The sequence below is a fragment of the Paracoccus aerius genome, assembly GCF_014656455.1.
In the GTDB taxonomy this organism is placed as follows: domain Bacteria; phylum Pseudomonadota; class Alphaproteobacteria; order Rhodobacterales; family Rhodobacteraceae; genus Paracoccus; species Paracoccus aerius.
The window spans coordinates 91456-115439 of record NZ_BNCL01000005.1 but is presented as its reverse complement, the minus strand read 5'-3'; the positions used below and the strand labels follow the sequence as shown (position 1 = coordinate 115439).

Annotated in this window: 22 protein-coding genes and 4 tRNA genes; 13 read left to right on the top strand and 13 right to left on the bottom strand. The window is 66.3% G+C overall.

The window, feature by feature from the left end:
* The first annotated feature begins 123 nt into the window (after positions 1 to 123).
* Positions 124 to 291, top strand: a complete 168-nt coding sequence (rpmG, locus tag IE224_RS08180) for a 50S ribosomal protein L33 (protein WP_089389030.1) — start codon at positions 124 to 126, stop codon at positions 289 to 291.
* Between the two features lie 172 nt (positions 292 to 463).
* Positions 464 to 1204, top strand: coding sequence for a peptidoglycan-binding domain-containing protein (locus tag IE224_RS08175; RefSeq protein WP_191309351.1), 741 nt, complete (start codon positions 464 to 466; stop codon positions 1202 to 1204).
* Here IE224_RS08175 and IE224_RS08170 read toward each other — a convergent pair.
* The gene (locus IE224_RS08170) at positions 1201 to 2076 is read right to left on the bottom strand and encodes a hypothetical protein (protein ID WP_191309349.1); all 876 of its coding nucleotides are present in this window, start codon (positions 2074 to 2076) and stop codon (positions 1201 to 1203) included. The two genes, IE224_RS08175 and IE224_RS08170, sit on opposite strands and share 4 nt — an antisense overlap.
* A 152-nt stretch (positions 2077 to 2228) precedes the next feature.
* Between IE224_RS08170 and IE224_RS08165 the strand changes: the two genes are divergently transcribed.
* The 3 genes from IE224_RS08165 to IE224_RS08155 all read left to right on the top strand — a co-directional run bounded on the left by IE224_RS08165 (position 2229) and on the right by IE224_RS08155 (position 4167).
* Positions 2229 to 2303, top strand: a tRNA-Thr gene (locus IE224_RS08165).
* Between the two features lie 77 nt (positions 2304 to 2380).
* Positions 2381 to 3298 carry a manganese-dependent inorganic pyrophosphatase gene (locus IE224_RS08160; RefSeq protein ID WP_167623464.1) on the top strand — a complete coding sequence of 306 codons (918 nt, stop codon included), beginning with the start codon at positions 2381 to 2383 and terminating at the stop codon, positions 3296 to 3298.
* The gene (locus IE224_RS08155) at positions 3298 to 4167 is read left to right on the top strand and encodes a TIGR01459 family HAD-type hydrolase (RefSeq protein WP_191309347.1); all 870 of its coding nucleotides are present in this window, start codon (positions 3298 to 3300) and stop codon (positions 4165 to 4167) included. The genes IE224_RS08160 and IE224_RS08155 overlap by 1 nt, the downstream gene beginning before the upstream one ends.
* A gap of 3 nt (positions 4168 to 4170) precedes the next feature.
* Here IE224_RS08155 and IE224_RS08150 read toward each other — a convergent pair whose 3' ends face one another.
* Entirely contained in the window at positions 4171 to 5034 is an 864-nt protein-coding gene (locus tag IE224_RS08150) for a class I SAM-dependent methyltransferase (RefSeq protein ID WP_191309345.1), read from the bottom strand.
* 127 nt (positions 5035 to 5161) lie between these two features.
* On the opposite strand from IE224_RS08150, the gene IE224_RS08145 reads away from it, so the two are divergent.
* Genes IE224_RS08145 through IE224_RS08135 form a run of 3 tightly spaced genes read left to right on the top strand, consistent with a single transcriptional unit; the run spans position 5162 to position 7003 of the window.
* The gene (locus tag IE224_RS08145; RefSeq protein WP_188715095.1) at positions 5162 to 5605 is read left to right on the top strand and encodes a MaoC family dehydratase; all 444 of its coding nucleotides are present in this window, start codon (positions 5162 to 5164) and stop codon (positions 5603 to 5605) included.
* Positions 5606 to 5636: 31 nt separating this feature from the next.
* Positions 5637 to 6563, top strand: a complete 927-nt coding sequence (locus tag IE224_RS08140; RefSeq protein ID WP_167622504.1) for a bifunctional riboflavin kinase/FAD synthetase — start codon at positions 5637 to 5639, stop codon at positions 6561 to 6563.
* Entirely contained in the window at positions 6563 to 7003 is a 441-nt protein-coding gene (locus IE224_RS08135; protein ID WP_191309343.1) for a YcgN family cysteine cluster protein, read from the top strand. The genes IE224_RS08140 and IE224_RS08135 overlap by 1 nt, the downstream gene beginning before the upstream one ends.
* On the opposite strand, the gene IE224_RS08130 is transcribed toward IE224_RS08135, so the two are convergent.
* From IE224_RS08130 to IE224_RS08115, 4 genes are all read right to left on the bottom strand, one after another.
* Positions 7000 to 7317 (bottom strand): hypothetical protein, encoded by a 318-nt coding sequence (locus tag IE224_RS08130; protein WP_191309341.1) that lies wholly within the window; start codon positions 7315 to 7317, stop codon positions 7000 to 7002. The two genes, IE224_RS08135 and IE224_RS08130, sit on opposite strands and share 4 nt — an antisense overlap.
* Before the next feature lie 44 nt (positions 7318 to 7361).
* Positions 7362 to 7757, bottom strand: coding sequence for a DUF2147 domain-containing protein (locus IE224_RS08125; RefSeq protein WP_191309339.1), 396 nt, complete (start codon positions 7755 to 7757; stop codon positions 7362 to 7364).
* Between the two features lie 125 nt (positions 7758 to 7882).
* Complete coding sequence (lon, locus tag IE224_RS08120) at positions 7883 to 10300, bottom strand: endopeptidase La (RefSeq protein WP_191309337.1); 2418 nt, start codon at positions 10298 to 10300, stop codon at positions 7883 to 7885.
* Between the two features lie 131 nt (positions 10301 to 10431).
* Positions 10432 to 11778: an ATP-binding protein gene (locus IE224_RS08115; RefSeq protein ID WP_191309335.1), complete on the bottom strand. Its 1347-nt coding sequence runs from the start codon at positions 11776 to 11778 to the stop codon at positions 10432 to 10434.
* A 34-nt stretch (positions 11779 to 11812) separates the two neighbouring features.
* Here IE224_RS08115 and IE224_RS08110 point away from each other — a divergent pair, with 34 nt between their 5' ends.
* From IE224_RS08110 to IE224_RS08100, 3 genes are all read left to right on the top strand, one after another.
* Positions 11813 to 12673, top strand: a complete 861-nt coding sequence (locus IE224_RS08110; RefSeq protein ID WP_191309333.1) for an MBL fold metallo-hydrolase — start codon at positions 11813 to 11815, stop codon at positions 12671 to 12673.
* 59 nt (positions 12674 to 12732) lie between these two features.
* Positions 12733 to 12807, top strand: a tRNA-Asn gene (locus IE224_RS08105).
* 361 nt (positions 12808 to 13168) lie between these two features.
* Positions 13169 to 13244: transfer RNA gene (locus tag IE224_RS08100), tRNA-Ala, on the top strand.
* 131 nt (positions 13245 to 13375) lie between these two features.
* Here IE224_RS08100 and IE224_RS08095 read toward each other — a convergent pair.
* The 3 genes from IE224_RS08095 to prfB all read right to left on the bottom strand — a co-directional run bounded on the left by IE224_RS08095 (position 13376) and on the right by prfB (position 15763).
* A tRNA-Val gene (locus tag IE224_RS08095) sits at positions 13376 to 13451 on the bottom strand.
* Positions 13452 to 13503: 52 nt separating this feature from the next.
* On the bottom strand, positions 13504 to 14574 hold the full coding sequence (locus IE224_RS08090; protein ID WP_191309331.1) for a patatin-like phospholipase family protein: 1071 nt from the start codon (positions 14572 to 14574) through the stop codon (positions 13504 to 13506).
* A gap of 61 nt (positions 14575 to 14635) precedes the next feature.
* Entirely contained in the window at positions 14636 to 15763 is a 1128-nt protein-coding gene (gene prfB / locus IE224_RS08085; RefSeq protein ID WP_167622516.1) for a peptide chain release factor 2, read from the bottom strand.
* 143 nt (positions 15764 to 15906) lie between these two features.
* Between prfB and IE224_RS08080 the strand changes: the two genes are divergently transcribed.
* On the top strand, positions 15907 to 16410 hold the full coding sequence (locus IE224_RS08080) for an MgtC/SapB family protein (protein WP_191309329.1): 504 nt from the start codon (positions 15907 to 15909) through the stop codon (positions 16408 to 16410).
* Between the two features lie 7 nt (positions 16411 to 16417).
* On the opposite strand, the gene IE224_RS08075 is transcribed toward IE224_RS08080, so the two are convergent.
* The 3 genes from IE224_RS08075 to IE224_RS08065 form a co-directional block, all read right to left on the bottom strand.
* Entirely contained in the window at positions 16418 to 18967 is a 2550-nt protein-coding gene (locus tag IE224_RS08075; protein ID WP_191309328.1) for a penicillin-binding protein 1A, read from the bottom strand.
* Positions 18968 to 19060: 93 nt separating this feature from the next.
* Entirely contained in the window at positions 19061 to 20260 is a 1200-nt protein-coding gene (locus IE224_RS08070; protein ID WP_191309326.1) for an N-acetylmuramoyl-L-alanine amidase, read from the bottom strand.
* Positions 20257 to 21393 (bottom strand): pyridoxal phosphate-dependent aminotransferase, encoded by a 1137-nt coding sequence (locus IE224_RS08065; RefSeq protein WP_191309324.1) that lies wholly within the window; start codon positions 21391 to 21393, stop codon positions 20257 to 20259. Before IE224_RS08065 ends, IE224_RS08070 begins: the two co-directional genes overlap by 4 nt.
* A gap of 157 nt (positions 21394 to 21550) precedes the next feature.
* Between IE224_RS08065 and IE224_RS08060 the strand changes: the two genes are divergently transcribed.
* Positions 21551 to 22291 (top strand): DsbA family protein, encoded by a 741-nt coding sequence (locus IE224_RS08060; protein ID WP_167622521.1) that lies wholly within the window; start codon positions 21551 to 21553, stop codon positions 22289 to 22291.
* Positions 22292 to 22363: 72 nt separating this feature from the next.
* Here the strand turns inward: IE224_RS08060 and betA are convergent, their stop codons facing one another.
* The gene (betA, locus tag IE224_RS08055) at positions 22364 to 23983 is read right to left on the bottom strand and encodes a choline dehydrogenase (protein WP_191309322.1); all 1620 of its coding nucleotides are present in this window, start codon (positions 23981 to 23983) and stop codon (positions 22364 to 22366) included.
* Between the last annotated feature and the right edge of the window lies 1 nt (position 23984).

The following is a 23984-nucleotide window of genomic DNA, read 5'->3' as shown; positions in this document are numbered from 1 at the left end:
CCTTCTGCCGTGATTTCCCCGGCGATTCGGGTTGACTTCGGCCTGCCCGTGGGTAAAAGGCGGGCTTCAAACGAATTCCACGGGGTCTGCGCCGCGCGATTGCCCCGAAGCAGGAGCAATGACATGGCGAAGCCGACCACCATCAAGATCCGGCTGAACTCGACCGCCGGCACGGGCCACTTCTATGTGACCAAGAAGAACGCCCGCACCATGACCGAAAAGATGACCGTTCGCAAATTCGACCCGGTCGTCCGTCAGCACGTCGAATACAAGGAAGGCAAGATCAAGTAAGATCCTGCCGGAATGGGGCGGGCCTTCGCGGTCCGGCCAGGACTTGGGGGCGCCTTCGGGCGCCCTTTTTTCCGTTGCATATCATCTTGATCCGGCAGTGGAACCCGAAGCGCGTCTTTGCGATATAGCTTTGACGCCCCGGCTTGGGGCTTGAACGCGAAAGGGCCCTCCGATGGTCAGAACGATGCTTACCGCGGCATTCGCCGCCGCTGTCACCCTCACGCCGGTGCAGGCACAGGATCTGGGCGATGTCGTGGGCGGGATCGCCCGCCAGTATCTGCAGCAGGAACAGGACCGCGCCGCCTATGCCCAGGCGCAAAGCGCCGATACGCGCGCGGCCTATCAGACCTATTTGCGCCAGTTTCCCAATGGCGCCTATGCCGCGCAGGCGCGCGACCGGATCCAGCGTCTGGGCGGCGGCACCCCGGCGACGGCGCCTGCCAACCCGACCAACACGGACACCGCCGGTCTGACCCGCGAGCAGCGCCTGCAGATCCAGCGGCAGTTGAACGGGCTGGGCTACAGCACCAATGGCGCCGACGGCAACTTCGGCCCGGGCACCCGCCGGGCCATCGGCCTGTGGCAGCGCGACCGCAACTATGCCCAGACCGGATCGCTGACCACCGCCCAGGCGAACGAGATCCTGCGCGGCACGGGCGGCACCGCCGCCACGCCATCGGCCCCCGCCCCCTCGGTTGGCGCGGCAGGGGCCGAGGCCGACCTGGGGCTTGGCCGCGAACAGCGCCGGGCGGTGCAGGCGGGGCTGACGCGCCGGGGCTTCGACACGCGCGGCGTGGACGGGATCTTCGGCCAGGGCACCCGCAACGCCATTGCCGCATGGCAGCGTGCCAACGACCAGGAAGCCACCGGCTACCTGACCGCCGCGCAATACGACCGGCTCATCGCGCGCTAGGGCAGCACGAACTCGACGCCGGGCAGGACCGCGATCTCGGCCACGTCGGCGCGATACTGCGCAGTGACGCGGTCCACCAGATCCTGCGTCCAGCCCGGCAGGTCTATGACCTGGTCCAGAACCGCGGGCAGCCCGTGGTCCCGGATCATCTGCGATGACAGGTCGCGCCGCCTGGCGATCGTCATCTGGTCCTGCGCGGCCAGCGCTTCCTTCAGTTCCGCCAGGCCCGCCCCGGTCAGGATGTCCTCAAGATACATCATCGCCCCTTTCAGCGGCGCCTCGGGGGGGATGTTGCCCGCCAGCCGGGCGATCTCGGGCCAGATCAGGGGCACGTCCTCGTGGCACCAGATCACCATGCGCCGCCCGGGCACGGCGCGCAGCAGGCCCTGGATCGCGTCGCGCCACCGCAGTTCCAGCGGCTGGCGGCCCTGCATCAGCACGTGATAGCCCCCGCCCGTGAAGACCGGCAGCACCTCGGCGATCAGCGAGGCGGGATTGCGCATGGCCAGGAAGAATTCGACCTCGTGGTCGGGAAACAGGTTGGCCAGTGCCGCCGCCCGCGCGCCCATCTGCGGGTAAAGCCCCGCCTGCCCCACCACGCGGCCCGGTGCGCCCATGAATGTGGGGGTCGAGAAGACCGCACGTTCAGGGCTGTCGGCGTTCAGCACGGCGTCCAGCATGATCTGCTGCATCTCGGCGCTCGCCCGCCCGCCGTTCAGCGACATCAGCGCCTCTTCGAACAAACCGCGATGGCGGTTCGGGGTGATGATGTCGGTGCCGTGCTGCATCAGCCAGTCGCGGTTGTTCAACAGGGTCTTCAGCAGCCTGTCGCCATCCGTGGCGTGAACTCCCAGGTGAAAGACCATCTGCATTCCGGAACCGTCCTTTCGTCGCCGCAACCCCGGCGTGTGCCGCTGCACAGTATCCACCCTGCCGGTGCAGTCAAATCGCTTTGCCAGTTGCAGCAACGCTTGCAGTAATCGCGATCACGGGGTATCGCCAGAACGCGCGCCTTACGCGCAACGCCGGTTTAGCTCAGCGGTAGAGCAGCGGTTTTGTAAACCGAAGGTCGGGGGTTCAATCCCCTCAACCGGCACCATTCCACCCTCGCCGTTGGACATCGCCCCCGGGCGGCCCTATAACGCCGCCGACATCCAGACGCTGCGAAGGTGCATCATGATCAAGGTCTTCGGCCATACCGCCCCCGACACGGATTCGACGGGTTCCCCCATCATCTGGGCCTGGTACCTGAACGAGGTCCGAAAGACGCCCGCCCAGGCCGTCCTGCAAGGGGAACCGAATACCGAAGCCCTGTGGATGCTGAACCGCTGGAGCCTGGACAAGCCCCAGATCATCGCCGACGTGGCCGAGGGCGACCAGTGCGTCGTGGTCGACACCAACAATCCAGCCGAACTTCCTGCCAGTCTGGACAAGGCCGAGGTGATCGAGATCATCGACCACCACCTGCTGGCGGGCGGCATCAAGACCCGCCAGCCGATCAACATCACCGTGCGCCCGCTGGCCAGCACAGCCACGATCATGCACGACCTCATCGGTGACGACATGGCCCGCGCGCCCCAGGCCGTGAAGGGCGCCATGCTGACCTGCATCCTGTCGGACACGCTGGAGTTCCGCAGCCCGACCACCACCGCCCATGACCGCGCCGTAGCCGAAAAGCTGGCCGCCGACCTGGGCGTCAACATCGCCGACTATGCGGCCGAGATGTTCGCGGCCAAGTCCGATGTCAGCGCCTTCGCCGAAGACGCGCTGCTGCGCCTGGACAGCAAGGAATACGAGCTGGGCGGCAAGCAGCTGCGCATCTCGGTCCTGGAAACCACCGCGCCGCAGGTCCTGCTGGCCCGCAAGGACGCGCTGCTGGCCGCCATGCCTGCAGTCGCTGCCGCCGATGGTGCAGACCAGGTGCTGCTGTTCATCGTCGACATCCTGCGCGAGGAAGCGACCCTGCTGGTCCCCAACGATTTCGTCCGCCAGGTCGCGGAACGCAGCTTCGGGGTGACCGTGACCGGCGACAGCGTGGTCCTGCCCGGCATCATGAGCCGAAAGAAGCAGATCATCCCGGTGCTTGCCGTCTGATGACCCGCATCATCCAGTCCCTGTCGCAGATCGGCGGCGATTACGACGTCCTGTTCTGCGACCTCTGGGGTTGCCTGCATAACGGCAAGCAGCCCTATCCCGCCGCCGTCGCGGCGCTTCAAGCCTTCCGCCAGGGGGGCGGCAAGGTCGTGCTGATGACCAATGCGCCCCGCCCCAACCAGTTCGTGATCGCGCAACTGGACCGCATGGGCGTGCCCCGCGACGCCTGGGACATCGTCGTCAGTTCGGGCGATGCCGCGCAGGAGGCGATGTTTGCGGGCACGGTCGGGCGGAAGGTCTGGCATATCGGCACCGCCAAGGACGACGGCTTCTTCGACGACATTCCCGCCGAGTTCGCCGGCAGCCCCGCCATCACCCGCGTGCCCCTGGACGAGGCCGAGGGGATCGTCGCCACCGGCCCCTTCGAGGAGCTGACGGAAACGCCGGCGGACTACCACGACCGGCTGATGCAGGCGCGCGATCGTGGCTTGCCGCTGCTGTGCGCAAACCCGGATGTGGTCGTGGACATGGGCGAGACGCGCATCTATTGCGCAGGTGCCCTGGCCGAATATTACGAAGGGCTGGGGGGCACGTCGCTTTACTTCGGCAAGCCGCATCCTCCGATCTATGACCGGGCGCGACGGCTGCTGGACCTGGGGCCGGACGCACGCATCCTGGCCATCGGCGACGGCATCTTCACCGATGTGAAAGGCGCGCTGGACCAGGGCATCGACGCGCTGTTCGTGACCGGCGGGCTTGCGGCGGACGCGCTTGGGCCGGACGTGGAAAATCCCGACAATGCCCTGCTGCTGGGCTGGCTAGAGGACCATGCCATGGCCCCGCAATACAGCATCGGCCGGCTGCGCTGACGCCTATTCCTGCCGCCCGGCGCGGCAGGAAAACAGATGCACGGATGACGGAATCCGCATATCCGCGCCGTGGCCGAAGCCGGTGAAATCGTCTTCGATCCGGGCGACGATCGCCTCTCGATCCTGGGGGGTGGCATTGCAGATCCGCAGCAGGCGCGCGGCTGGTCCGACATGGGTGGCTAGGCGTGCTGCCCCCGATGGACCGCCGGGCGGCGTCAGGTCGATTTGCAGCGTCTCGACCCGCCCTTCGACAAGCCCCGCCTGCGCTATCAGAGCCAGCACATGATCCGCATCCGCAAAGGCCAGCGGGCCGGGACCCTTCGTCGGCGGCTCGGGCGGGGCAGTCAGCCAGTCCCGCGCGGCCTTTTCGGGGATGGTGAACCAGGGATTGTCCGCCAGACGCGCCCAAGACAAAAAGACCATGCGCCCGCCGTCGCGAAGCGCCTGGGACAGATTGCGAAAGGCCGCCACGCTGTCGTCGAAAAAGCTCATCCCGAAGCGCGAGATCATGACATCGCGACTGTCGGGGGCAAGGCGTTCGACTTGGGCATCGCACAGGTGGAAGGCGACATTCGCCGCCCCTTCGGCCTGCGCGCGGTGCCGCGCCCGGTCCAGCATCGGCGCGGCGATGTCCAGCCCCAGCACCGTGCCCCTCGGCACCCGCCGCGCGGCGGCCAGCGTGCTGGCCCCGGTGCCGCAACCGACATCCAGCATGTCCTCGGACCCGCACAGATCCGCAGCGTCCAGCAGGGGGCGAAGCAGCCCTTCCATCGTGGCATCCAGGGCCTGTTCATGGTCCACCCAGGCCCGCCCGGCGGGCGAGGTCCAGAATTCGGCCTGCGGCTGGTTCGCGATCTGCGCCATCATCACCTTCACCCTATCAGGTAACAATATTATGCTTAAGTCTGCCACTGTATAAGTTTATTGCTTTAAGGGGGTTTCGCTGCTATGCAGCATCTTGGCGACAACGGTTCTTTGCCCCATGGAACGCATCATGCTGGACAACCTTCCCCGCGGCACCATCGTCATCGAGGATCTCGAGGTGGGCATGACCCGCTATCTGCAAAAGCAGGTGACCGACCGCGACATCGACCTGTTCGCCGAGGTCTCGACGGATCGCAATCCGGTGCATCTGGATGATGATTATGCCCGCGACACGATCTTCGAAGGACGCATCGCGCATGGGATGCTGACCGCCGGGCTGATCTCGGCCGTGATCGGGGAACAGTTGCCGGGGCATGGCACGGTCTATCTGGGCCAGACGCTGAAGTTCATGGCCCCCGTCCGCCCCGGCGACACCGTCCGGGCCGAGGTGACGGTGGACACGATCGACCACGCGAAACGGCGGGTCACGCTTGCAACCCGCTGCCTCGTGGGTGATACGGTCGTCCTGAAAGGCGAGGCGGTCGTTCTGGCGCCAAGCCGCAAGTTCGACTGACGGGGCGCGCGCGCCCCAGTGGGGGCACCCTTTGCAAATCCACCGCGACTGGACAGGACTTCCGGCAGGCGCCCGCGGCGCATCCGTCGCCATGGGCAATTTCGACGGCGTCCATCTGGGCCACCGGGCCGTGATCGAAGCCGCGCGCCAGGCCGGGACGCCGCTGGGCATCGTGACATTCGAGCCCCATCCCCGCCAGTTCTTCGCACCCGACGCCCCGCCCTTCCGGCTGATGAATTCGGAATCCCGCGCCAACCGCCTGGCCCGGCTGGGGGTGGAACAGCTATACGAATTGCCCTTCGGCGCGGTGCTGGCGGGCCTGTCGCCCGAGGCTTTCGCCCGCGACGTGCTGGTGACGGGTCTTGGCGTCAGCCATGTCACGGTGGGCGCTGACTTCGTCTTTGGCAAGGACCGGGCCGGCAACGTCGCCACGCTGCGCGAGTTGGGCCAAATGCTGGGCTTTGGTGTCACGGTCGTGCCGCTGGTCGGCACCGGCGGACAGGACTACAGTTCGACTGCGATCCGGCAGGCTCTGTCGGACGGCCGCCCCCGCGACGCGGAACGGATGCTGGGCCACCTGCACCGGATCGAGGGCGAGGTCGTCCACGGCAACAAGCGCGGCCGCGAATTCGGCTGGCCCACCGCGAACATGCATATCCACGACCTGCACCTGCCGCGCCTTGGCGTCTATGCCGTGGTGGTGGACGTGCTGACTGGGCCGGACAAGCTGTCCTGCCAAGGCGTCGCCAGCCTGGGCGTGCGCCCCATGTTCGGCCGCAACGAACCCAACCTGGAAGTGCATCTGTTCGACTTCGACGGCGATCTTTACGGCCAGCACCTGTCTGTGGGCCTGGTCGAGTTCCTGCGCGACGAGGCCAGGTTCGACAGCGTGCAGGTCCTGATCGACCAGATCGCCGCCGATGCCGAACAGGCCCGCGCCGTGCTGGCGGGCGCCTGATGCGCGACCGGTTCTGGGAATTGCCCCTGCCGCAGTTGCAACCCGACGAATGGGAGGCGCTGTGCGACGGTTGCGGCAAGTGCTGCCTGAACAAGATCGAGTACGAGGATACGAACGAACTGGCCTTCACCCGCGTGGCCTGCAAGCTTCTGGACGGCGAGAAATGCCAGTGCAGCAGCTATGCCAACCGGCACAACTTCGTGCCCGACTGCGTGGTCCTGACCCCGAGGAAGCTGGCCGAGATCGCTTGGTGGCTGCCCTCGACCTGCGCATACCGCCTGCGCCACGAGGGGCGGCCGCTCTATAAGTGGCACCACCTGATCTCGGGCGATTCGGAATCGGTCCACCGGGCGGGCGCCAGCGTGCGGGGCTGGACCGTCAGCGAGCTTGAGGTGACCGAGGACGACTGGGACGACTACATCATCGAGGATCTGGCCTAGTCCTCCTCCAGCCCGGCGAACCAGTCGGCATAAAGCGTGTTCCGGACCATCCGGCGGTTCATGTCGGGGGCGCCGTCGCTCCACCAGACCGGGCCGCGTTCGCCCAGGGCGATCTTGGCCTGGTCCACCGCCCGGTGCGCCTCATCCTCGGCCATCTTGTCCCCGGCAGCCTTCGCAACCTTGACTGCCCGCCGCGCATCCATCAGCGCCTTGACCAGCCGATCCCGTTCCGCCTGCGGCAGATGCGGATTGGCCGCGCGCCAAAGCCGGCCGCGAACGACGATATAGCGTTGGTCAGGCGTCAGCGGCGGCATGGCGGGAAGCCAATGCCCGACGCCTGCAACGGTTCCCGGCGGGGCTATTTGACCCGCTGCCAGGTCCCGGCATTGCGGCAGATCATCAGGATGCAGCCGCCGACGTCCAGTTGGTCACCGCGCAGGGTCAGGCGCGCCGTATAGCTTCGCCCGCTTTCCGGGTTGATGATGCGGCCTTCGCCATAGCCGCCGCCACCAGTTGGCTGCACCTGGTCCAGGATCGCCGCCCCCAGGTCGCTGGCCTGCACGGCCTTGCCCGAGGCATCAAAGGTGCGCACGACCGTGCCGCACAAGCCGGCACCGCAGGGCTTGATCTGGACATGGCCGAAGCCGCCGTCGCGACCTGGGCTGGTTTGCCAGATGCCCGCCAGCGGATCCGCCGCGAAGGCAGGCTGGGCGGCAATCAGTGCCAAGGGGAACAGGAGGGATGCAAGCTTCATGCCGTGATCCTAGCGCGGCTTCCATGCGCGGGAAAGACGCCCGATTAACGACAAGCATTCCATTGCCGCAATGAAAACAGGGCCGGCGTGAACCGGCCCTGCGTCATCGGATCAAATCGCCGCGATCAATGGGCGACGGCGCTGCCACCTGCCCGTTCGTCACGCGCGGCGGCGACGCGGGCGGCCTCGGCCGCTTCCTCGGCCGCTTCGTCCCATTCGACCGGCTCGGGCTGGCGAACCAGGGCGTGCTTCAGGACCTCGCGGACGTGGTTGACCGGGATGATGGTCAAGCCTTCCTTGACGTTGGCCGGGATGTCGGCCAGGTCCTTTTCGTTGTCGGCCGGGATGAGCACGGTCTTGATGCCGCCCCGCAGGGCCGCCAGCAGCTTTTCCTTCAGCCCGCCGATGGCCATCGCATTGCCGCGCAGGGACACCTCGCCCGTCATGGCGATGTCCTTGCGGACCGGGATCTGCGTCAGGACCGACACGATCGAGGTCACCATTGCCAGGCCGGCCGAGGGGCCGTCCTTGGGCGTGGCGCCGTCCGGAACGTGGACGTGGATGTCGAGCGCGTCGAACTTTGGCGGCTTGACCCCGATCTGCGGCGCAATCGACCGGACATAGCTGGAGGCCGCGTCGATCGACTCCTTCATCACGTCGCCCAGTTTCCCGGTCGTCTTCATCCGGCCCTTGCCCGGCAGCTTCAGCGCCTCGATCTGCAGCAGATCCCCGCCGACCGAGGTCCAGGCCAGACCCGTCACCACACCGATCTGATCCTCTTTCTCGGCCAGGCCGTAACGGTGGCGGCGCACGCCCAAGTATTCCTCGGCCTTTGCCGCATCCACGGTCACGGACTTGAACTGCCCTTTCAGAATCTCGGTCACGGCCTTGCGGGCCAGCTTGGCGATCTCGCGTTCCAGCGAACGCACCCCGGCTTCCCGCGTGTAGTAGCGGATCACATGGGTCAGCGCGTCGTCTGTCACCTCGAACTCGTCCTTGCGAAGGCCGTTCGCCGCGATCTGCTTGGGCAGCAGGTGCTGGCGCGCGATCTCGCGCTTCTCGTCCTCGGTATAGCCGGACAGGCTGATGATCTCCATCCGGTCCAGAAGCGGCCCCGGCATGTTATAGCTGTTGGCCGTGGTCACGAACATCACGTTCGACAGGTCGTATTCCACTTCCAGATAGTGGTCCACGAAGGTCGCGTTCTGTTCGGGATCCAGCACCTCCAGCATCGCGCTTGCAGGATCGCCGCGGAAGTCCTGGCCCATCTTGTCGATCTCATCCAGCAGGATAAGCGGGTTGGTCGTCTTGGCCTTCTTCAGGGCCTGGATGATCTTGCCCGGCATCGACCCGATATAGGTCCGGCGGTGGCCGCGGATCTCCGATTCGTCACGCACGCCGCCCAGCGAGATGCGGATGAATTCGCGCCCCGTGGCCTTGGCGACCGAACGGCCCAGCGAGGTCTTGCCGACGCCCGGAGGGCCGACGAGGCACAGGATCGGGCCTTTCAGCTTCTGGCTGCGGGTCTGCACCGCCAGGTATTCGACGATCCGCTCCTTGACCTTTTCCAGGCCATAGTGATCGGCATCCAGCACCTTTTCGGCAGCGACCAGATCCTTGCGGGTGCGCGACTTTACGCCCCAGGGCAGCGACAGCAGCCAGTCGAGGTAGTTGCGGCTGACCGTGGCCTCGGCCGACATCGGCGACATCGACTTCAGCTTCTTCAGCTCGGATTCCGCCTTGTCGCGGGCTTCCTTGCTGAACTTGGTCTTGGCGATCTTTTCCTCAAGCTCGGCGATCTCGTTCTGGCCGTCCTCACCGTCGCCCAGCTCCTTCTGAATGGCCTTCATCTGCTCATTCAGGTAATACTCGCGCTGCGTCTTCTCCATCTGGGTCTTGACGCGCGACTTGATCTTCTTCTCGACCTGCAGGACAGACATCTCGCCCTGCATCAGGGAATAGACCTTCTCCAGCCGCTCGGCCACGTCCAGCGTGTCCAGCAGATCCTGCTTCTTGTCCAGCGCGATGCCCATATGGCCGGCGACCAGGTCGGCCAGCTTGCCGGGCTCCTTCGCCTCGGCCACGGCGGTCACGACTTCCTCGGGGATGTTCTTGCGGACCTTGACGTAACGCTCGAACTCCTCGGCCACGGTGCGGACAAGGGCCGTCACGGTCGCGCCATCGCCCGGCGTCTCGGCCAGAAGGATAGCGGTGGCTTCGAAGTGATCCTCGTTCGGGACGAACTCGGTGATTTGGACGCGCTCGCGCCCTTCCACCAGCACCTTGACGGTGCCGTCGGGCAGTTTCAAAAGTTGCAGGACATTCGCCAGCACGCCGGCGCGGAAGATGCCGTCTTCCGTGGGTTCGTCGACCGAGGCATCCTTCTGCGCGGCCAGCAGGATCGGGCTGTCCGATTCCATCACCGCTTCCAAGGCGCGGACCGATTTCTCACGGCCCACGAACAGCGGAACGATCATGTGCGGAAAGACCACGATGTCGCGAAGCGGCAGCACCGGATAGGTCGAAGATGCGAATTCGTTCATATGCGTTCCTTTCTGCCCGAAGCCGTGGCCCCGTCTTGGCGACACACGGCCCCTGCGTTCCGTCAATCTAGGGCTGTGGCACCCCGCGTTCAATATGACGCGCAAAATGCCCGCTACTTTGCGCCGCTGGCTTATCGCGGAATGACGATCTCGGCCCGCAGGCCGCCAAGGCGCTGCCCCCGTCCCAGCCGCAACTGCCCGCCATGCGCGCGCGCGACATCGGCGGCGATGGCAAGGCCCAGCCCGGCGCCGCCGCCGCTGTTGCGGCCACGCGCGGGGTCCAGCCTGGTAAAGGGCCGCATCGCCGCGTCCAGGCTGTCGTCGGGAATGCCGGGGCCGTCGTCCTCGATCCCGATGCGCAGGCTTCGCGGGCCAAGGGTGGCGTCCAGTTCCGCCCGGGTGCCGTAGCGGGCGGCATTGCCCAGAAGATTGTCCAGGGCCCGGCGCAGCATGTCGGCCCGGAAGGTCGCGCGGCCCGCCACATCGCCGTCCAGGCTGCGCAGCGACACCTGCTGGCCCGCCCGCTGCGCGTCGGCCACCACCCCATCCACGAAATCTGCCACCCGCACCGGCTGGGGCGGGCTTTCCTGCGCATCGTCACGCGCGTAATCCAGAAAGGCGTCCACCATCCGGTTCATCTCGGCGATGTCAGCCTCCATCGCGCGCAGATCCTCGTCGTCGGGGGGCATGTCTGGCGACATCATCGACAGGCCCAGCCTCAGCCGGGTCAGCGGCGTGCGCAGGTCGTGGCTGATGCCCGAAAGCATCATCTTGCGCTGCTCGTTCTGGCGTTCCAGCCGGTTGCGCATGTCGAGGAAGGCGGTGCCCGCGCTGCGCACCTCCGACGCGCCGGACGGACGATAAGGCACAATCCGGCCCTTGCCGTAATCCTCGGCGGCCTCGGCCAGGCGGCGGATCGGGCGCAGCTGGTTGCGCAGGAAGACCGTGGCGATCCCTGTCATCAGGAACGAGGTGAAGACCATCAGGACCAGCAACTGATGCGGGTTCGAGGCGCTGACCCGCCGCCGGTCGAAGGCCAGGGTATAAGGGCCAGCCACGCCGTCGATCGTCAGGACCACCCGCTTGTCGTCGCTGGCCAGGTCGATGGCGCGGATGTTGCCCAGGGTCTCGCGCAGGACCTCGATCACCACGCGGCCCGAAAAGTCGTAGAACAGCCGGCTGTCGCCAGCCTGGTTGCCGGTGGGTTCGCCGATGGTGACGTCCAGCGGCACCGCAATCTCGCGCCCCGCGTCGCGTTGGCCCCCTGCCCGGTCGATGCGTGCCGCGACAAAGGCCAGTTCGCGCGCCATGCTGGTGGTCATCTGCCGCGTCACGCCCTCGAAATGGCGTTGCAGGAACATGACGCTGACCACCAGCGTCACCACCACGACCGGCAGGAACAGGATCAGCGCCGCGCGGCCGTAAAGCCCGCGCGGGAAAAAGCCCTTCAGCCAACCGTTGTCGGTGTGGTTCGACATGGCAACCCTTCACTTCCATGCTAAGGCTAGCGGCATGGACGGACAGACGAAAGACCTGCTGCGAATCCTGGCCCCGAACCCGTCGCCGCTGACCGGGCCGGGGACCACGACCTTCCTTCTGGGGCAAGAGGAGACCGCCGTCATCGACCCCGGCCCCGACGATGCGGGCCACCTTGCGGCGATCCGCCAAGCGGCGCGGGGGCGGATCAGCCACATCATCGTGACCCATGCCCATCTGGACCACAGCGCCGGCGCCCGGCGCCTGTCCGACATGACAGGCGCGCCGGTCCTGGCCTTCGGGGACGCGCTGTCCGGGCGCTCCCCCCTGATGAAGCGGCTTTCAGATCACGGAGTGGGCGGCGGCGAGGGACTGGACCTGACCTTCACCCCCGATATCAGGCTGCGCGATGCCGATGTGATCCGCGGCGCCGACTGGAGCCTGACCGCCCTGCACACGCCGGGCCATTCCGGCGGCCATCTGAGCCTGCAATGGGGCGATCAGGTCTTCTGCGGAGATCTGGTGATGGGCTGGTCCTCGACCATCATATCGCCCCCGGACGGCGACCTTGCCGACTACCTGCGCTCGCTGGATCGGCTGGCGCAGACGGGTGCCCGCCGCCTGCTGCCCGCACATGGTGCACCGATCGAGGATCCGCTGGCCCGGCTGTCGGAACTTGCCGCGCACCGCCGCCAACGCAGCGCCCAGATCCTTGCGGTCCTGCGCGATGGCCCATCCAATGCAGCAACCATTGCCGCGCGGATCTACGACGTGGCCCCGCACCTGATGCCGGCGGCAACCCGCAACGTGCTGGCGCATCTGCTGGCCCTGGCCGACCTCGGGGCCATCGCGCCCCTCGGTCTGCTGGGTCCCGAAACAAGTTTTGCATCTTTGTGAAAAAATCGGCGCGCTCCCTCTGGACGCCCCCAAAGACCATTGCTATACGGCCCCCGTGTTCCGGCGTAGCTCAGCGGTAGAGCAGTTGACTGTTAATCAATTGGTCGTAGGTTCGATCCCTACCGCCGGAGCCAATATTCCAAGCGAATAAGCTACTTGCCCCGAGATACTCTGTCGGTTTGCAGAAGATCGTCGGCATTGCCTGGATCCCGTCCAGTAACGAAGCAGAATATCGCATCGCAGACCTGAAAGGTCCATTGCGAGTGTTTCGAGCAAGCATCGGGATCGGTGGCTCGGTCCTCCGCCTTCCCGCTCTTGTCCCGAAGCTCGTTCCCTTGTCGCCCACCGAATATCCAGCAGGAACAGAAGCATAATTCGCTGATCCTCCATTCCGCACGCAATCTTCCCTTCGGAATGAATTTTCCGCTTGCGCCCCGCTTTGGCCACCCCTATAGACCCCCCACACAACGTCGAAAGACGCTGCAGACCTCCGGTGGGGCCATAGCTCAGTTGGTAGAGCGCTTGAATGGCATTCAAGAGGTCAGGGGTTCGACTCCCCTTGGCTCCACCAAAGAACTTCAAGCCATTTCATCAGAATGCGGATGCCCGGGACGATGTCCTGGGGCGATGTTCCATGTTTCGCCGCAGGCGTTTGCGAACAAGCGCAAGCCCGCTTGGGCCACATCCGCAATATCGGGGTGATGGTGGGCGGTGAGGGACTCGAACCCCCGACATCTTCGGTGTAAACGAAGCGCTCTACCAACTGAGCTAACCGCCCGCCGGCTTGCCTTCTAGCCGGGCACGCAGGGGTTGGCAAGCTGCGTGCCCCATCACGCGCCGATCACGCCCGATCCTGCGAACAAGGCCGGTAGGTCCACCGTGTCACGGCGGTTCAGCGCGTCGGCGTGTTTCGCAAGAAAGCTGTCCGCCGCGACCTGTCCTGCCTCTTTCATGCGGGCCAGCAGGCCGGGGGCGGGCATCAGCTTGGACCGGGCGGTCAAGTCGTTCATCAGCACGTCGTCCAGGATCATGTGGACCAGCGGGTTCTTCATGGTGCGGTTCTGCAGCCGGTCTTCGGCGAACAGGCGCTTGACGAAGTTGATGGCCCTCAGGTCGGCCATCAGCGAGGCATTGAAGCTGACCTCGTTCACGCGGTCGGCGATCTGGGCAGGCGTGCGGGGGATTCCGTCGCGCAGCAGGGGGTTGATGTTCACGATGACGATGTCGCGCGGCAAGCTCTGGTCATACAGCGGGAACATCGCCGGGTTGCCGGTGAAGCCGCCATCCCAAAAGGCTTCGAGCGCGCCGGTATCAGGGTCGCAGATCTCGACCGCGCGGAACAGGGTCGGCAGGCAGGCCGAGGCCATGACGGCGTCAACCGTAGCGGCGGCACGGGTGAACACCCGGATCCGGCCCGTGCGCACATTGGTCGCCGCGACGAACAGGCGCGGTCCCCGGTCGTTGCTGAAATCGGGATGGGGCAACTCGCGCAGCACCGCCCCCAGCGGGTTCACGTAGAAGGGACCATAGTCATAGGGGCTGAAAACCCGCGTCAGGCTGTCCAGCCAGGCCGCCGGAGAGAACAGTTCAGTCAGCCGGTCCATGCCTTGCGGGGCCGGAAAGATCGAATGCATCCACCGCACCAGACGGTTGTCACTGCGCTGCCCGACCTGCGCCCACAGGAAATCGAGGTTTTCCCTCGCCGCCCGGCGCCCCGCCCGGCCCGGATGCCGCGCCAGCCCGCCTTTCAGGGCCGCAGCGTTCAGGGCACCGGCCGAGGTGCCGCTGATGGCGGAAATCGTCAGCCAATCCTCGTCCAGAAGCCGGTCGAGGACGCCCCAGGAAAAGGCGCCATGCGCGCCGCCGCCCTGCAAGGCCAGGTTGATCCGCTTTTCGTCCATCGCTGCCCCTTTCTTCGCAGGTGCAGCATAACGCGATTGGCGGTCCGGTCTATCCCCGGCCTCAGTCCTCGGCGTTGGCCTCGGCCCGGCTTTTCCCGGCGACATCCAGGGCCAGGGTGGCGGCCATGAAGGCGTCCAGGTCGCCGTCCAGCACGCCCTGCGTGTCGCTGGTCTCCTCGCCCGTGCGCAGATCCTTGACCATCTGGTACGGGTGCAGGACATAGCTGCGGATCTGGTTGCCCCAGCCGGCATCGCCCTTGGCGGCGTGCTGGGCGTTGATCTCGGCGTTCCGCTTGTCCAGTTCCATCTGGTACAGACGCGCCTTCAGGGCGGCCATGGCATTGGCCCGGTTCTGGTGCTGCGACTTTTCCGAGCTGGTGACCACGATCCCGGTCGGCAGGTGAGTGATCCGCACGGCCGAGTCGGTGGTGTTGACGTGCTGACCGCCCGCTCCCGACGACCGGTAGGTGTCGATGCGGATGTCGCGGTCGGGGATGTCGATCTCGATGTTGTCGTCCACGACAGGATAAACCCAGACGGAACTGAAGGACGTGTGCCGCCGCGCCGCGCTGTCATAGGGGCTGATGCGGACAAGGCGATGCACGCCCGATTCCGACTTCAGCCAACCATAGGCATTGTGGCCGCTGACCTTATAGGCGGCGCTGCGGATGCCGGCCTCGTCGCCCGAGGTTTCGGACAGAAGCTCGACCTCGTAGCCCTTCTTCTCGGCCCAGCGGACATACATGCGCGCCAGCATGGAGGCCCAGTCGCAGCTTTCCGTGCCGCCCGCGCCGGCGTTGATTTCCAGGAAGGTGTCGTTGCCGTCCGCCTCGCCGTTCAGCAGGGCTTCCAGTTCCTTTTGCGCGGCCAGTTCGGCCAGCGACTTCAGGTTCGCTTCGGCCTCGGCCACCAGGTCTGCGTCGCCTTCCTCCTCGGCCAGTTCGACCATCTCGGCATTGGCCGCCAAGTCCCCGTCGATGCGGCGATAGGTTTCAAGCGCGTCCAGCAGGGCCTGGCGTTCACGCATCAGCTTCTGCGCGCGGGCGGGATCGGACCACAGGTCGCCCGCCTCGATCATGGCGTTCATCTCCTCCAGCCGGTGCGGCGCGGTCTGCCAATCCATCCGTTGCCCCAGCAGGGTCAGCGACTTGCGGATGGCCTCGATTGTGGACTGCGTTTCGGCGCGCATGGCGGGATCCTTGGGGTTCGGGCGGACGGGCGTCAGGTCAGGGGTGATAACGCGCGCGGGGCTGCCGGGCAAGGGCCGGGCCTGCAACCCTGTGGCACCGTCCCACGTTGACCCGCATCGTCACGAAACCGTCACGGACTGCCATGCCCCTGATCGAGGATCTGTTCCAGCCGCTGCAATCCATGCCCTTGCCCGTGGTGGCGATGCGTCTTGCCCTGGCGGTGGTGCTGGGCGGCCTGATCGGCTGGGAACGAGAGGTCAGCGCCCGCGCGGCCGGGCTGCGCACGCATATGCTGATCTCGCTTGCGGCAGCGATGTTCACGGTGGTCGCGATGGAACTGACCCATTTCCCCGCAGACGAGGGCGAGGCCCTGCGCATCGACCCCCTGCGCCTGATCGAGGCCGTGACTGCCGGCGTGGCCTTCCTGGCGGCAGGGTCGATCATCTTCAGCGGCGGAACCGTGCGCAACGTGACGACCGGCGCGTCGATGTGGCTGGCGGGCGCCGTTGGCTTGGCCTCGGGCACGGGGGACGGGCTGCTGGCCGTGATGGGGACGGCATTGGCGGTGCTGATCCTGTGGATGGTGCGGATCGTCCGGACCCCCGCGCATCATCAAGGAAAACCCGGCGCTGATCCCAAGGATTGACCGCTGGTCAGTACAGCCCGCCCGAGGACATGGTGCCGAAATCGGTCCGGCTGGGGATCACCTTGCGTTCCCCGGTCGAGGTGGTGATGGCGGTCCCCGTTGCGGATCCCGCCCCCGCCTGCCAGGGCAGGACCACATTGTCGTCGCCAAAGCCCGACACGATCAGCGGCGATCCCCAATCGGGGTCGGTGCCGTTGCGGAAATACTCGGCCACGACATTGGGGCCGGTGGCGCTGTCGGGCAGCCGCTGCCCGGTGGTGCGGTCGATCTTGACCCAGTAGCCGCCGGGCGGAACGGCAAAGTCGGTGCCGCCGAACTCGGCCACGGCCTTGCGCATGAAGGCGTTGAAGACCGGCACGCACAGCGTCCCGCCATAGGCGTTGCTGCCCAGCGTGCGCGGCTGGTCATAGCCCAGATAGCAGCCCGCGACGATGTTGCTGGAATAACCGATGAACCACACGTCCTTGGCATCGTTCGTGGTGCCCGTCTTGCCAGCGATCGGCACCGGCAGATCGACCCCGCTTCCCGACCCGCGTTCCACCGCCCCTTCCAGCATCGAGGTCAGCTGATAGGCCGTCACCGCATCCATGACCCGTTCGCGGTTGGTGTCGATCACCGGCCCCTGCCCCACCGGCAGCGCCTGCTGGCCGCAGGTCTCGCAGACCCGCTGGTCATGGCGATAGATCGTGCGCCCGCGCCGGTCCTGCACGCGGTCCACCAGCGTGGGTTCGACCCGTTCGCCGCCGTTGGCGAACATCGCATAGGCGGCCACCATCTTGAACAGGGTCGTCTCCTGCGCGCCCAGGGCGTTGGCCAGGAACGGCTTCAACTCGTCATAGACGCCGAAGCTTTCGGCATATTCGGCCACCCGCTCCATCCCGATGTCCTGGGCGATGCGGATCGTCATCAGGTTCCGCGACATCTCGATGCCGGTGCGCAGGGGCGTCGGACCATAGGTCTGCCCGGTCGAGTTCTTGGGCTCCCACAGGCCGAAGGGGGTGTTCAGCGTGATTGGTTCGTCCACCACGATGGTGGCGGGGGTATAGTTGTTGTCCAGCGCGGCGGCATAGACGAAGGGCTTGAAGCTGGACCCCGGCTGGCGCTGCGCCTGCGTCGCCCGGTTGAAGACCGAGGACTGGTAGGAAAACCCGCCCTGCATCGCCATCACGCGGCCGGTGTTCACGTCCATGGCCATGAAGCCGCCCTGGATCTCGGGCACCTGGCGCAGGGTCCAGCGGATGAAGCTGCCGTCGCTGTCGCGCGTCATGGCGCGGACCAGAACCACATCGCCCACCGCGACCAGATCGCCCGCCACCTGCGCGCGCGGGCCCAGCCTGTTGTCGGGGCCGCGCTTGCGCGCCCATTGCACATCCTCGGCGGGGATCCAGTGCCCGTCGGGATCTTCCTCGATCCCCTCGATACCGATACGGGCATCGCTTGCCCCCACCTCAAGCACCACGGCGGGATGCCAGCCGGGGACGTCGCGCGGCACCTGAACTTGCCACAAGGCGCCGCGCCAGGTGGCCTCGTCCGTCAACTGTTCGGCCGGGATCGTTTCGCCCGTGCCGCGCCAGACGCCCGTGCCCCGGTCATAATCCTCGAGCGCGTCCCGCAGCGCATCGGCCGCCGCCGACTGCAGGTCGGGGTTTACGGTCGCGCGGATGGTCAGGCCGCCGCCGAAGAATTCCTCGTTGCCGAACTGGGCGGCAAGCTGGCGGCGGATTTCGTCGGTGAAATAGTCGCGCGGCGGAAGCTGCTGGCGAAAGGCCGGGTAGTCGCCGTTCTGCACTGATTTCAGCGGCAGCCTGGCTTCGGCCTGATAGGTCGCCTCTTCGATATAGCCGTTCTGCCACATCTCGCGCAGGACATAGTTGCGCCGTTCGGTCACGCGGTCCTTGGCCGTGACCGGGTGATAGCGGCCGGGCGCCTGCGGCATGGCGGCCAGCATCGCGGCCTCGTGCGGGGCCAGTTCCGACAGGGACTTGTTGAAATAGGTCTGGGCGGCGGCGGCCACGCCAAAGCTGTTCTGCCCCAGGAAGATCTCGTTCAGGTACAGTTCCAGGATCTGGTCCTTGGACAGCGTGCGTTCCAGCCGCGATGCCAGGATCAGTTCCTTGACCTTGCGTTCCACGCTGCGGTCCGAGGACAGAAGGAAGTTCTTCATCACCTGCTGCGTGATCGTGGACGCACCCCGCACCGACGACCCGCGCGAGGCCACCGCCTGATAGGCCGCGCTGATGATGCCGCGCACGTCATAGCCGGGATGGTTGTAGAAGTTCTTGTCCTCGGCGCTGATAAAGGCGTGCTTGACCAGGTCGGGGATCTCCTCGACCGGAACATACAGGCGGCGTTCCTCGGCGAATTCGTCGATCAGCATCCCCTCGCCCGAATAGATCCGGCTGATGGTCTTGGGCGTGTACTGGGCCAGCGTCTCGTGGCTGGGCAGGTCGCGGGAATAGATCCAGAAGATCGCGCCCACGGTCAGCGCGATGAAGAAGCTCGCAGTGACGAACCACGAGAAGATGGCGCCGAAGAAGGACAGGATGCTGCGCAGCAAGGAAGGGCCTTTCCGTGGACTTGGTCCCGTCTATAGCGGCACGGCCTGCCCCGGTCAAAACAACACTAAGCGATCACGCGCCGGTGATGGGCCCTAGCGGCGCAGCATCGCGGCCCGCGCGGATTCGTCGCGCGCCCAGCCCACGATCGCCTCGGCCACCGCCCGCACCATCCGTTCGCGCCATTGCGGGTTCAAAAGGTTCGCCCGGTCGTCATGGTCCGAGATGAAGCCCAGTTCCAGCAGCGCCGACGGCATGTCGGGCGATTTCAGAACCGAATAGGTCGCGCGCTGGACCGGCCGTTCATGCATCACGATTCCCAGCAGCGACATCCGCGAGGTCATCCAGCGGGCGAAGCTTTCCGACCGGGGCTGGGTGTCGGTGCGGGCGAAGTCCATCAGCACGCCCGCAAGCGCATCGTCATGGCCGGAAAAGTCCATGCCCGCCATCAGGTCGTCCCGTTCGTGGCGCAGGGTCAGTTGTTCCGTCGCCCGCCCGTCCGCCGAAGGGTTCCAGACATAGACGGACGCCCCCGCCGCCTGCCCTTCCGGCAGCGCATCGGCATGAAGCGAGATGAACAGATCGCCCCCCGCCTGCCGCGCCATCGTCATGCGGCGCTCCAGGGCCACGAAGCTGTCATCCTCGCGCGTCATCACGACATTGATGCCCCGCGCCTGCAAGGCGGCACGCAGTTCCAGCGAGAAGACCAGGACCAGGTTCGCCTCGCTTTCGCCCTCGGCCAGGGCGCCGGGGTCGAAGCCGCCATGGCCTGGGTCAAGGACGACGGTGAAGGCTTCGTCCGCCGGGGCATCGGGCGTTTCGGCCGGTTCGGGCAGGTCGCGCAGCGCAGCCGTGGCCGAGGGACGTGGCGCGAAGTCCTCGGCGGCGACGGGGGCAAGGGCCACGGTGATCTGCGACAAGGCCGCGCGCGCGGCCTGACCCGCCCGGTCGATGCGATAGGGGCCGGGCAATTCCACGACCACGCGCGACCAGCCCTGGCGGTATGCCCCCCAGCGGATCGCAGGTGCATTGTCCGCGCCGAACATGTCCTGCGGGTGCGCCAACCCCAGATCGGCACCCTTCAGATCGACGATCAGCCGGGGCGGGCCGTCCACCAGGAAAGTGCGATAGGGCACGGGCTTCGTCAGCGAAAGCCGAAGCTCCAGCGGCTGTGGCCCGCCCCAGCCGCGCCCCGTCGTGACCAGCGCCGAGCCGCCCAGATCCAGCCGCGCCGGATCCTCTGCCCAGGCGGGCAGCGACATCAGCAGCGACAGGATCAGCGCAAGCCATGTCATCGCGCAGCCATGAACTCCGTCAGGCGGCGCAGGCCTTCGGCGATGTCCGCCGTGGCACGGGCATAGGAAAAGCGCAGTGTCCGCGCACCCCGGTCGGGATCGAAGTCCAGCCCCGGCGTCACGGCCACGCCTGCCTTGTCGAGGATCTCGGCCGCGAAGGCCAGCGAGTCGTCGGTCAGATCCGACACGTCGGCATAGATGTAGAAGGCCCCTTCCGGCGGCGCGATGCGGTGGAAGCCCGCCTTGGGCAGCCCTTCCAGCATCAGCCGGCGGTTCTCCGCATAGACGGCCAGGTTGGCATCGGCTTCGCCCGTGCAATCCAATGCGGCAAGGGCTGCGACCTGGCTGGCATGGGGCGGGCAGATGAACATGTTCTGCGCCAGCCGTTCGACCGTGCGAATGTGGTCCGGCGGCACGACCATCCAGCCGACCCGCCAGCCGGTCATTGAGAAATACTTGCTGAAGGAGTTGATGACGAAGACATTGTCCGTCACCTCGAGCGCGGAATGGCAGCGGTCGCCATAGGACAGGCCATGATAGATTTCGTCCGAGATCAGTGCCATGCCCTTCGCTCGGGCCGCATCCGACAGCGCGCGCAGTTCGTCGGTCCGCAACACCGTGCCCGACGGGTTGCCCGGCGAGGCAAGGATCAGTCCCGCGCAACCTTCGGGCAGATCCTGGGCGCGCGGCTGATAGCGGTCCTCGGCCCGCGTCGGAATGCCCACAGGTTCCAACGACATGGCCCGCAGGATCTGGCGATAGCTTGGATATCCTGGATAGCCCATCGCCACCTTGTCACCCGCATCGAACAGGGCCGAAAAGGCCAGGATAAAGGCCCCGCTGCTGCCGGGCGTTACCACCACGCGCGCCGGATCCAGATCCACGCCATACCAACGGCGGTAAAGATCCGCGATCCCCTGGCGCAGCGCGGGAAGGCCAAGCGCCACGGTATAGCCCAGCGGTTGTTCCAGCGCGGCAGCCAGCGCGCGGCGCGCGCCTTCGGGTGCGGGGGTGCCGGGCTGGCCCACCTCCATGTGGATGATGTGGCGGCCTGCGGCCTCGGCCCGGCTGGCGGCCTCCATCACGTCCATGACGATGAAGGGATCGACCTGACCGCGAAGGGATTTCTTCATGCTCGGATGCCTTTTGTCTTTTTCCCTTGTCTTACGCCCCCAGGGCCCAGGCGAAAAGGCCCATGACACCCTTCGGTCACGCAGCTTTGTGAGCGGCTTTCTTGCCAAGCCCGCGCGCGCGCGCCAAGGTCAATGCGACCGGAACACGAGGATCCCGATGAAACGCCTGATCGCCGCGCTGCTTTTGACCGCGACCCCTGTCATGGCCTTTGACATTTCCGCCATGACCGAGGCCGAGAAAGCCGCCTTCGGGGACGCCGTGCGCGAATACCTGATGGCCAATCCCGAAGTGCTGGTGGAGTCGATCAACGTGCTGGAGGAACGCCGCGTCGCGTCCGAGGCGCAGAACGACGTGGCCCTTGTGGCCGCGAACCGCGACGCGATCTTCGACGACGGCCACAGCTGGGTCGGCGGCAACCCGGACGGCGACGTGACGATGGTGGAGTTCATTGATTATCGCTGCGGTTATTGCCGCAAGTTCAACCAGCAGGTCCATGACATCGTCGAAAGCGACGGCAACATCCGGCTGATCCTGAAGGAATTTCCGATCCTGGGCCAGGACAGCGAAACCTCGGCCCGCTTTGCGGTGGCGGTCAAGCAGCTTGCCGGGGACGAGGCCTATGTGAAGGCGCATGATGCGCTAATGGACCTGCGCGGCTCTCCCTCGCCCGAGGCCTTGGGGAAGATCGCGGGCGACATCGGCGTTGACGGGGCCGAGGCGCTGAACATCATGAACACCGAATCCGTTTCGGCCGTCCTGCGCGAGAACCGCCAGCTGGCCGAGCGGATGGCGATCATGGGCACGCCCACCTTCATCATCGGCGACACCCTGCTGCGCGGGATGCCTGCGGACGGCCTGGAACCCGTGGTCGCTGCCGCGCGCGGGGGGAACGGCTGACCCGGCCGCCGGGGTAGCGCCTGCTGTGATCGCAGGTGCCTCCGGCGGGGGTGTTTGCAGCACAGAAAATGCCTATTCGGCGGCAAGCCGGCCTTCGTCGCGGTGCAGGGCGCGGCCCAGAATGTGATCGGCGGCCTTTTCGCCGACCATGATCGACGGGCCGTTCAGGTTGCCGTTGGTGATACGCGGGAAGATCGAACTGTCGGCCACGCGCAGGCCTTCCACGCCGATCACCCTGAGATCCGGATCGACCACCGCCATCGGATCTGTGGCCGACCCCATGCGCGCGGTGCCGCAGGGGTGATAGGCCGATTCGGCGTGCTCGCGGATGAAGGCATCGATCTGGTCGTCGGTCTGCACGGCGGCGCCCGGCTGGATCTCGTCGCCGCGGTATTCGGCGAAGGCCAGCTGGTTGAAGATCCTGCGGGTCAGGCGCACGCAGGCGCGGAACTCGGCCCAGTCGTCGGGATGGGACATGTAGTTGAAGCGGATCTCGGGTGCGGCGGCAGGATCGCCTGACGCCAGTCGGACAGTGCCGCGCGATTTCGACCGCATCGGGCCGACATGGGCCTGGAAGCCATGCCCCTGCGCCGCTGCCTTGCCGTCATAGCGAACGGCCAGCGGCAGGAAGTGATACTGGATGTCGGGATAATCCACCCCGTCCGAGGACCGGATGAAGCCGCAGCTTTCGAACTGGTTCGACGCGCCAAGCCCGGTCTTCTGCAACAGCCATTCTACACCCACCCGGCCTTTGCCCAGAAGGTTGTAATAAGTGTAGAGCGTGATCGGTTTCAGCGCCTTGTACTGCATGTATATTTCAAGGTGATCCTGCAGGTTCGACCCCACGCCCGGCCGGTCGGCCAGCGGCGTGATGCCGTGCTTGCGCAGATGGTCGGCCGGGCCGATCCCCGACAGCATCAAGAGCTTCGGCGTGTTGATCGAACTGGCCGAGACGATGACCTCGCGGTTCGCACGGATCTGTTCGATGCCGCGCTTGGTCTCGATCTCGACGCCTGTGGCGCGCTTGCCTTCGAACAGGATGCGGCGGGCGAAGCCCCGGAGGATGGTCAGGCGGCCGGTCTTCAGCGCCGGGCGCAGATAGGCATTGGCGGCGGACCAGCGGCGGCCCTTCCAGATGGTGGCCTCCATCGGGCCAAAACCTTCCTGCTGTTCGCCATTATAGTCGGGCGTATAGGGCCAACCGGCCTGCTGCCCGGCCTCGATGAAGGCGTTGAACAGCGGATTGCGGCGCTTGCCGCGCGTTACGTGCAAGGGGCCGTCGGTGCCGCGCCATTCGGACGCGCCGCCATGCCAGGTTTCCATGCGCTTGAAATAGGGCAGCACGTCATCATAGCCCCAGCCCGCCGCGCCGCTGTCGCGCCAGTGATCGTAATCCTTGCGGTGCCCGCGCACGAAGACCATGCCGTTGATGGATGACGACCCGCCCAGCACCTTGCCGCGCGGCGTGGCCAGCCTGCGCCCGCCCAGATGCGGTTCGGGCTGGGTCGCGAAGCCCCAGTCGTATCGCGGCATGTTCATCGGATAGGACAGCGCGCCTGGCATCTGGATGAAGATGCCGATGTCGCTGCCGCCATATTCGATCAGCGTGACGCCGTGGCCTGCCTCGGTCAGGCGATAGGCCAGGGCACATCCGGCGGACCCTGCCCCGACGATGACGTAATCAGCGGTCATG

Excerpts from the sequence above, each read along its gene's own strand:
- IE224_RS08090 (WP_191309331.1), bottom strand. The coding sequence starts at position 14,574 with ATGGACGAAAAGCGGATCAACCTGGCCTTGCAGGGCGGCGGCGCGCAT.
- IE224_RS08130 (WP_191309341.1), bottom strand. The coding sequence starts at position 7,317 with ATGCCGCCGCTGACGCCTGACCAACGCTATATCGTCGTTCGCGGCCGG.
- IE224_RS08060 (WP_167622521.1), top strand. The coding sequence starts at position 21,551 with ATGAAACGCCTGATCGCCGCGCTGCTTTTGACCGCGACCCCTGTCATG.
- IE224_RS08080 (WP_191309329.1), top strand. The coding sequence starts at position 15,907 with ATGCCCCTGATCGAGGATCTGTTCCAGCCGCTGCAATCCATGCCCTTG.
- IE224_RS08125 (WP_191309339.1), bottom strand. The coding sequence starts at position 7,757 with ATGAAGCTTGCATCCCTCCTGTTCCCCTTGGCACTGATTGCCGCCCAG.
- IE224_RS08175 (WP_191309351.1), top strand. The coding sequence starts at position 464 with ATGGTCAGAACGATGCTTACCGCGGCATTCGCCGCCGCTGTCACCCTC.
- prfB (WP_167622516.1), bottom strand. The coding sequence starts at position 15,763 with ATGCGCGCCGAAACGCAGTCCACAATCGAGGCCATCCGCAAGTCGCTG.
- IE224_RS08135 (WP_191309343.1), top strand. The coding sequence starts at position 6,563 with ATGCGCGACCGGTTCTGGGAATTGCCCCTGCCGCAGTTGCAACCCGAC.
- IE224_RS08145 (WP_188715095.1), top strand. The coding sequence starts at position 5,162 with ATGCTGGACAACCTTCCCCGCGGCACCATCGTCATCGAGGATCTCGAG.
- lon (WP_191309337.1), bottom strand. The coding sequence starts at position 10,300 with ATGAACGAATTCGCATCTTCGACCTATCCGGTGCTGCCGCTTCGCGAC.
- IE224_RS08155 (WP_191309347.1), top strand. The coding sequence starts at position 3,298 with ATGACCCGCATCATCCAGTCCCTGTCGCAGATCGGCGGCGATTACGAC.
- IE224_RS08110 (WP_191309333.1), top strand. The coding sequence starts at position 11,813 with ATGGACGGACAGACGAAAGACCTGCTGCGAATCCTGGCCCCGAACCCG.
- IE224_RS08150 (WP_191309345.1), bottom strand. The coding sequence starts at position 5,034 with ATGATGGCGCAGATCGCGAACCAGCCGCAGGCCGAATTCTGGACCTCG.
- IE224_RS08070 (WP_191309326.1), bottom strand. The coding sequence starts at position 20,260 with ATGACATGGCTTGCGCTGATCCTGTCGCTGCTGATGTCGCTGCCCGCC.
- betA (WP_191309322.1), bottom strand. The coding sequence starts at position 23,983 with ATGACCGCTGATTACGTCATCGTCGGGGCAGGGTCCGCCGGATGTGCC.
- IE224_RS08160 (WP_167623464.1), top strand. The coding sequence starts at position 2,381 with ATGATCAAGGTCTTCGGCCATACCGCCCCCGACACGGATTCGACGGGT.
- IE224_RS08170 (WP_191309349.1), bottom strand. The coding sequence starts at position 2,076 with ATGCAGATGGTCTTTCACCTGGGAGTTCACGCCACGGATGGCGACAGG.
- IE224_RS08115 (WP_191309335.1), bottom strand. The coding sequence starts at position 11,778 with ATGTCGAACCACACCGACAACGGTTGGCTGAAGGGCTTTTTCCCGCGC.
- rpmG (WP_089389030.1), top strand. The coding sequence starts at position 124 with ATGGCGAAGCCGACCACCATCAAGATCCGGCTGAACTCGACCGCCGGC.
- IE224_RS08065 (WP_191309324.1), bottom strand. The coding sequence starts at position 21,393 with ATGAAGAAATCCCTTCGCGGTCAGGTCGATCCCTTCATCGTCATGGAC.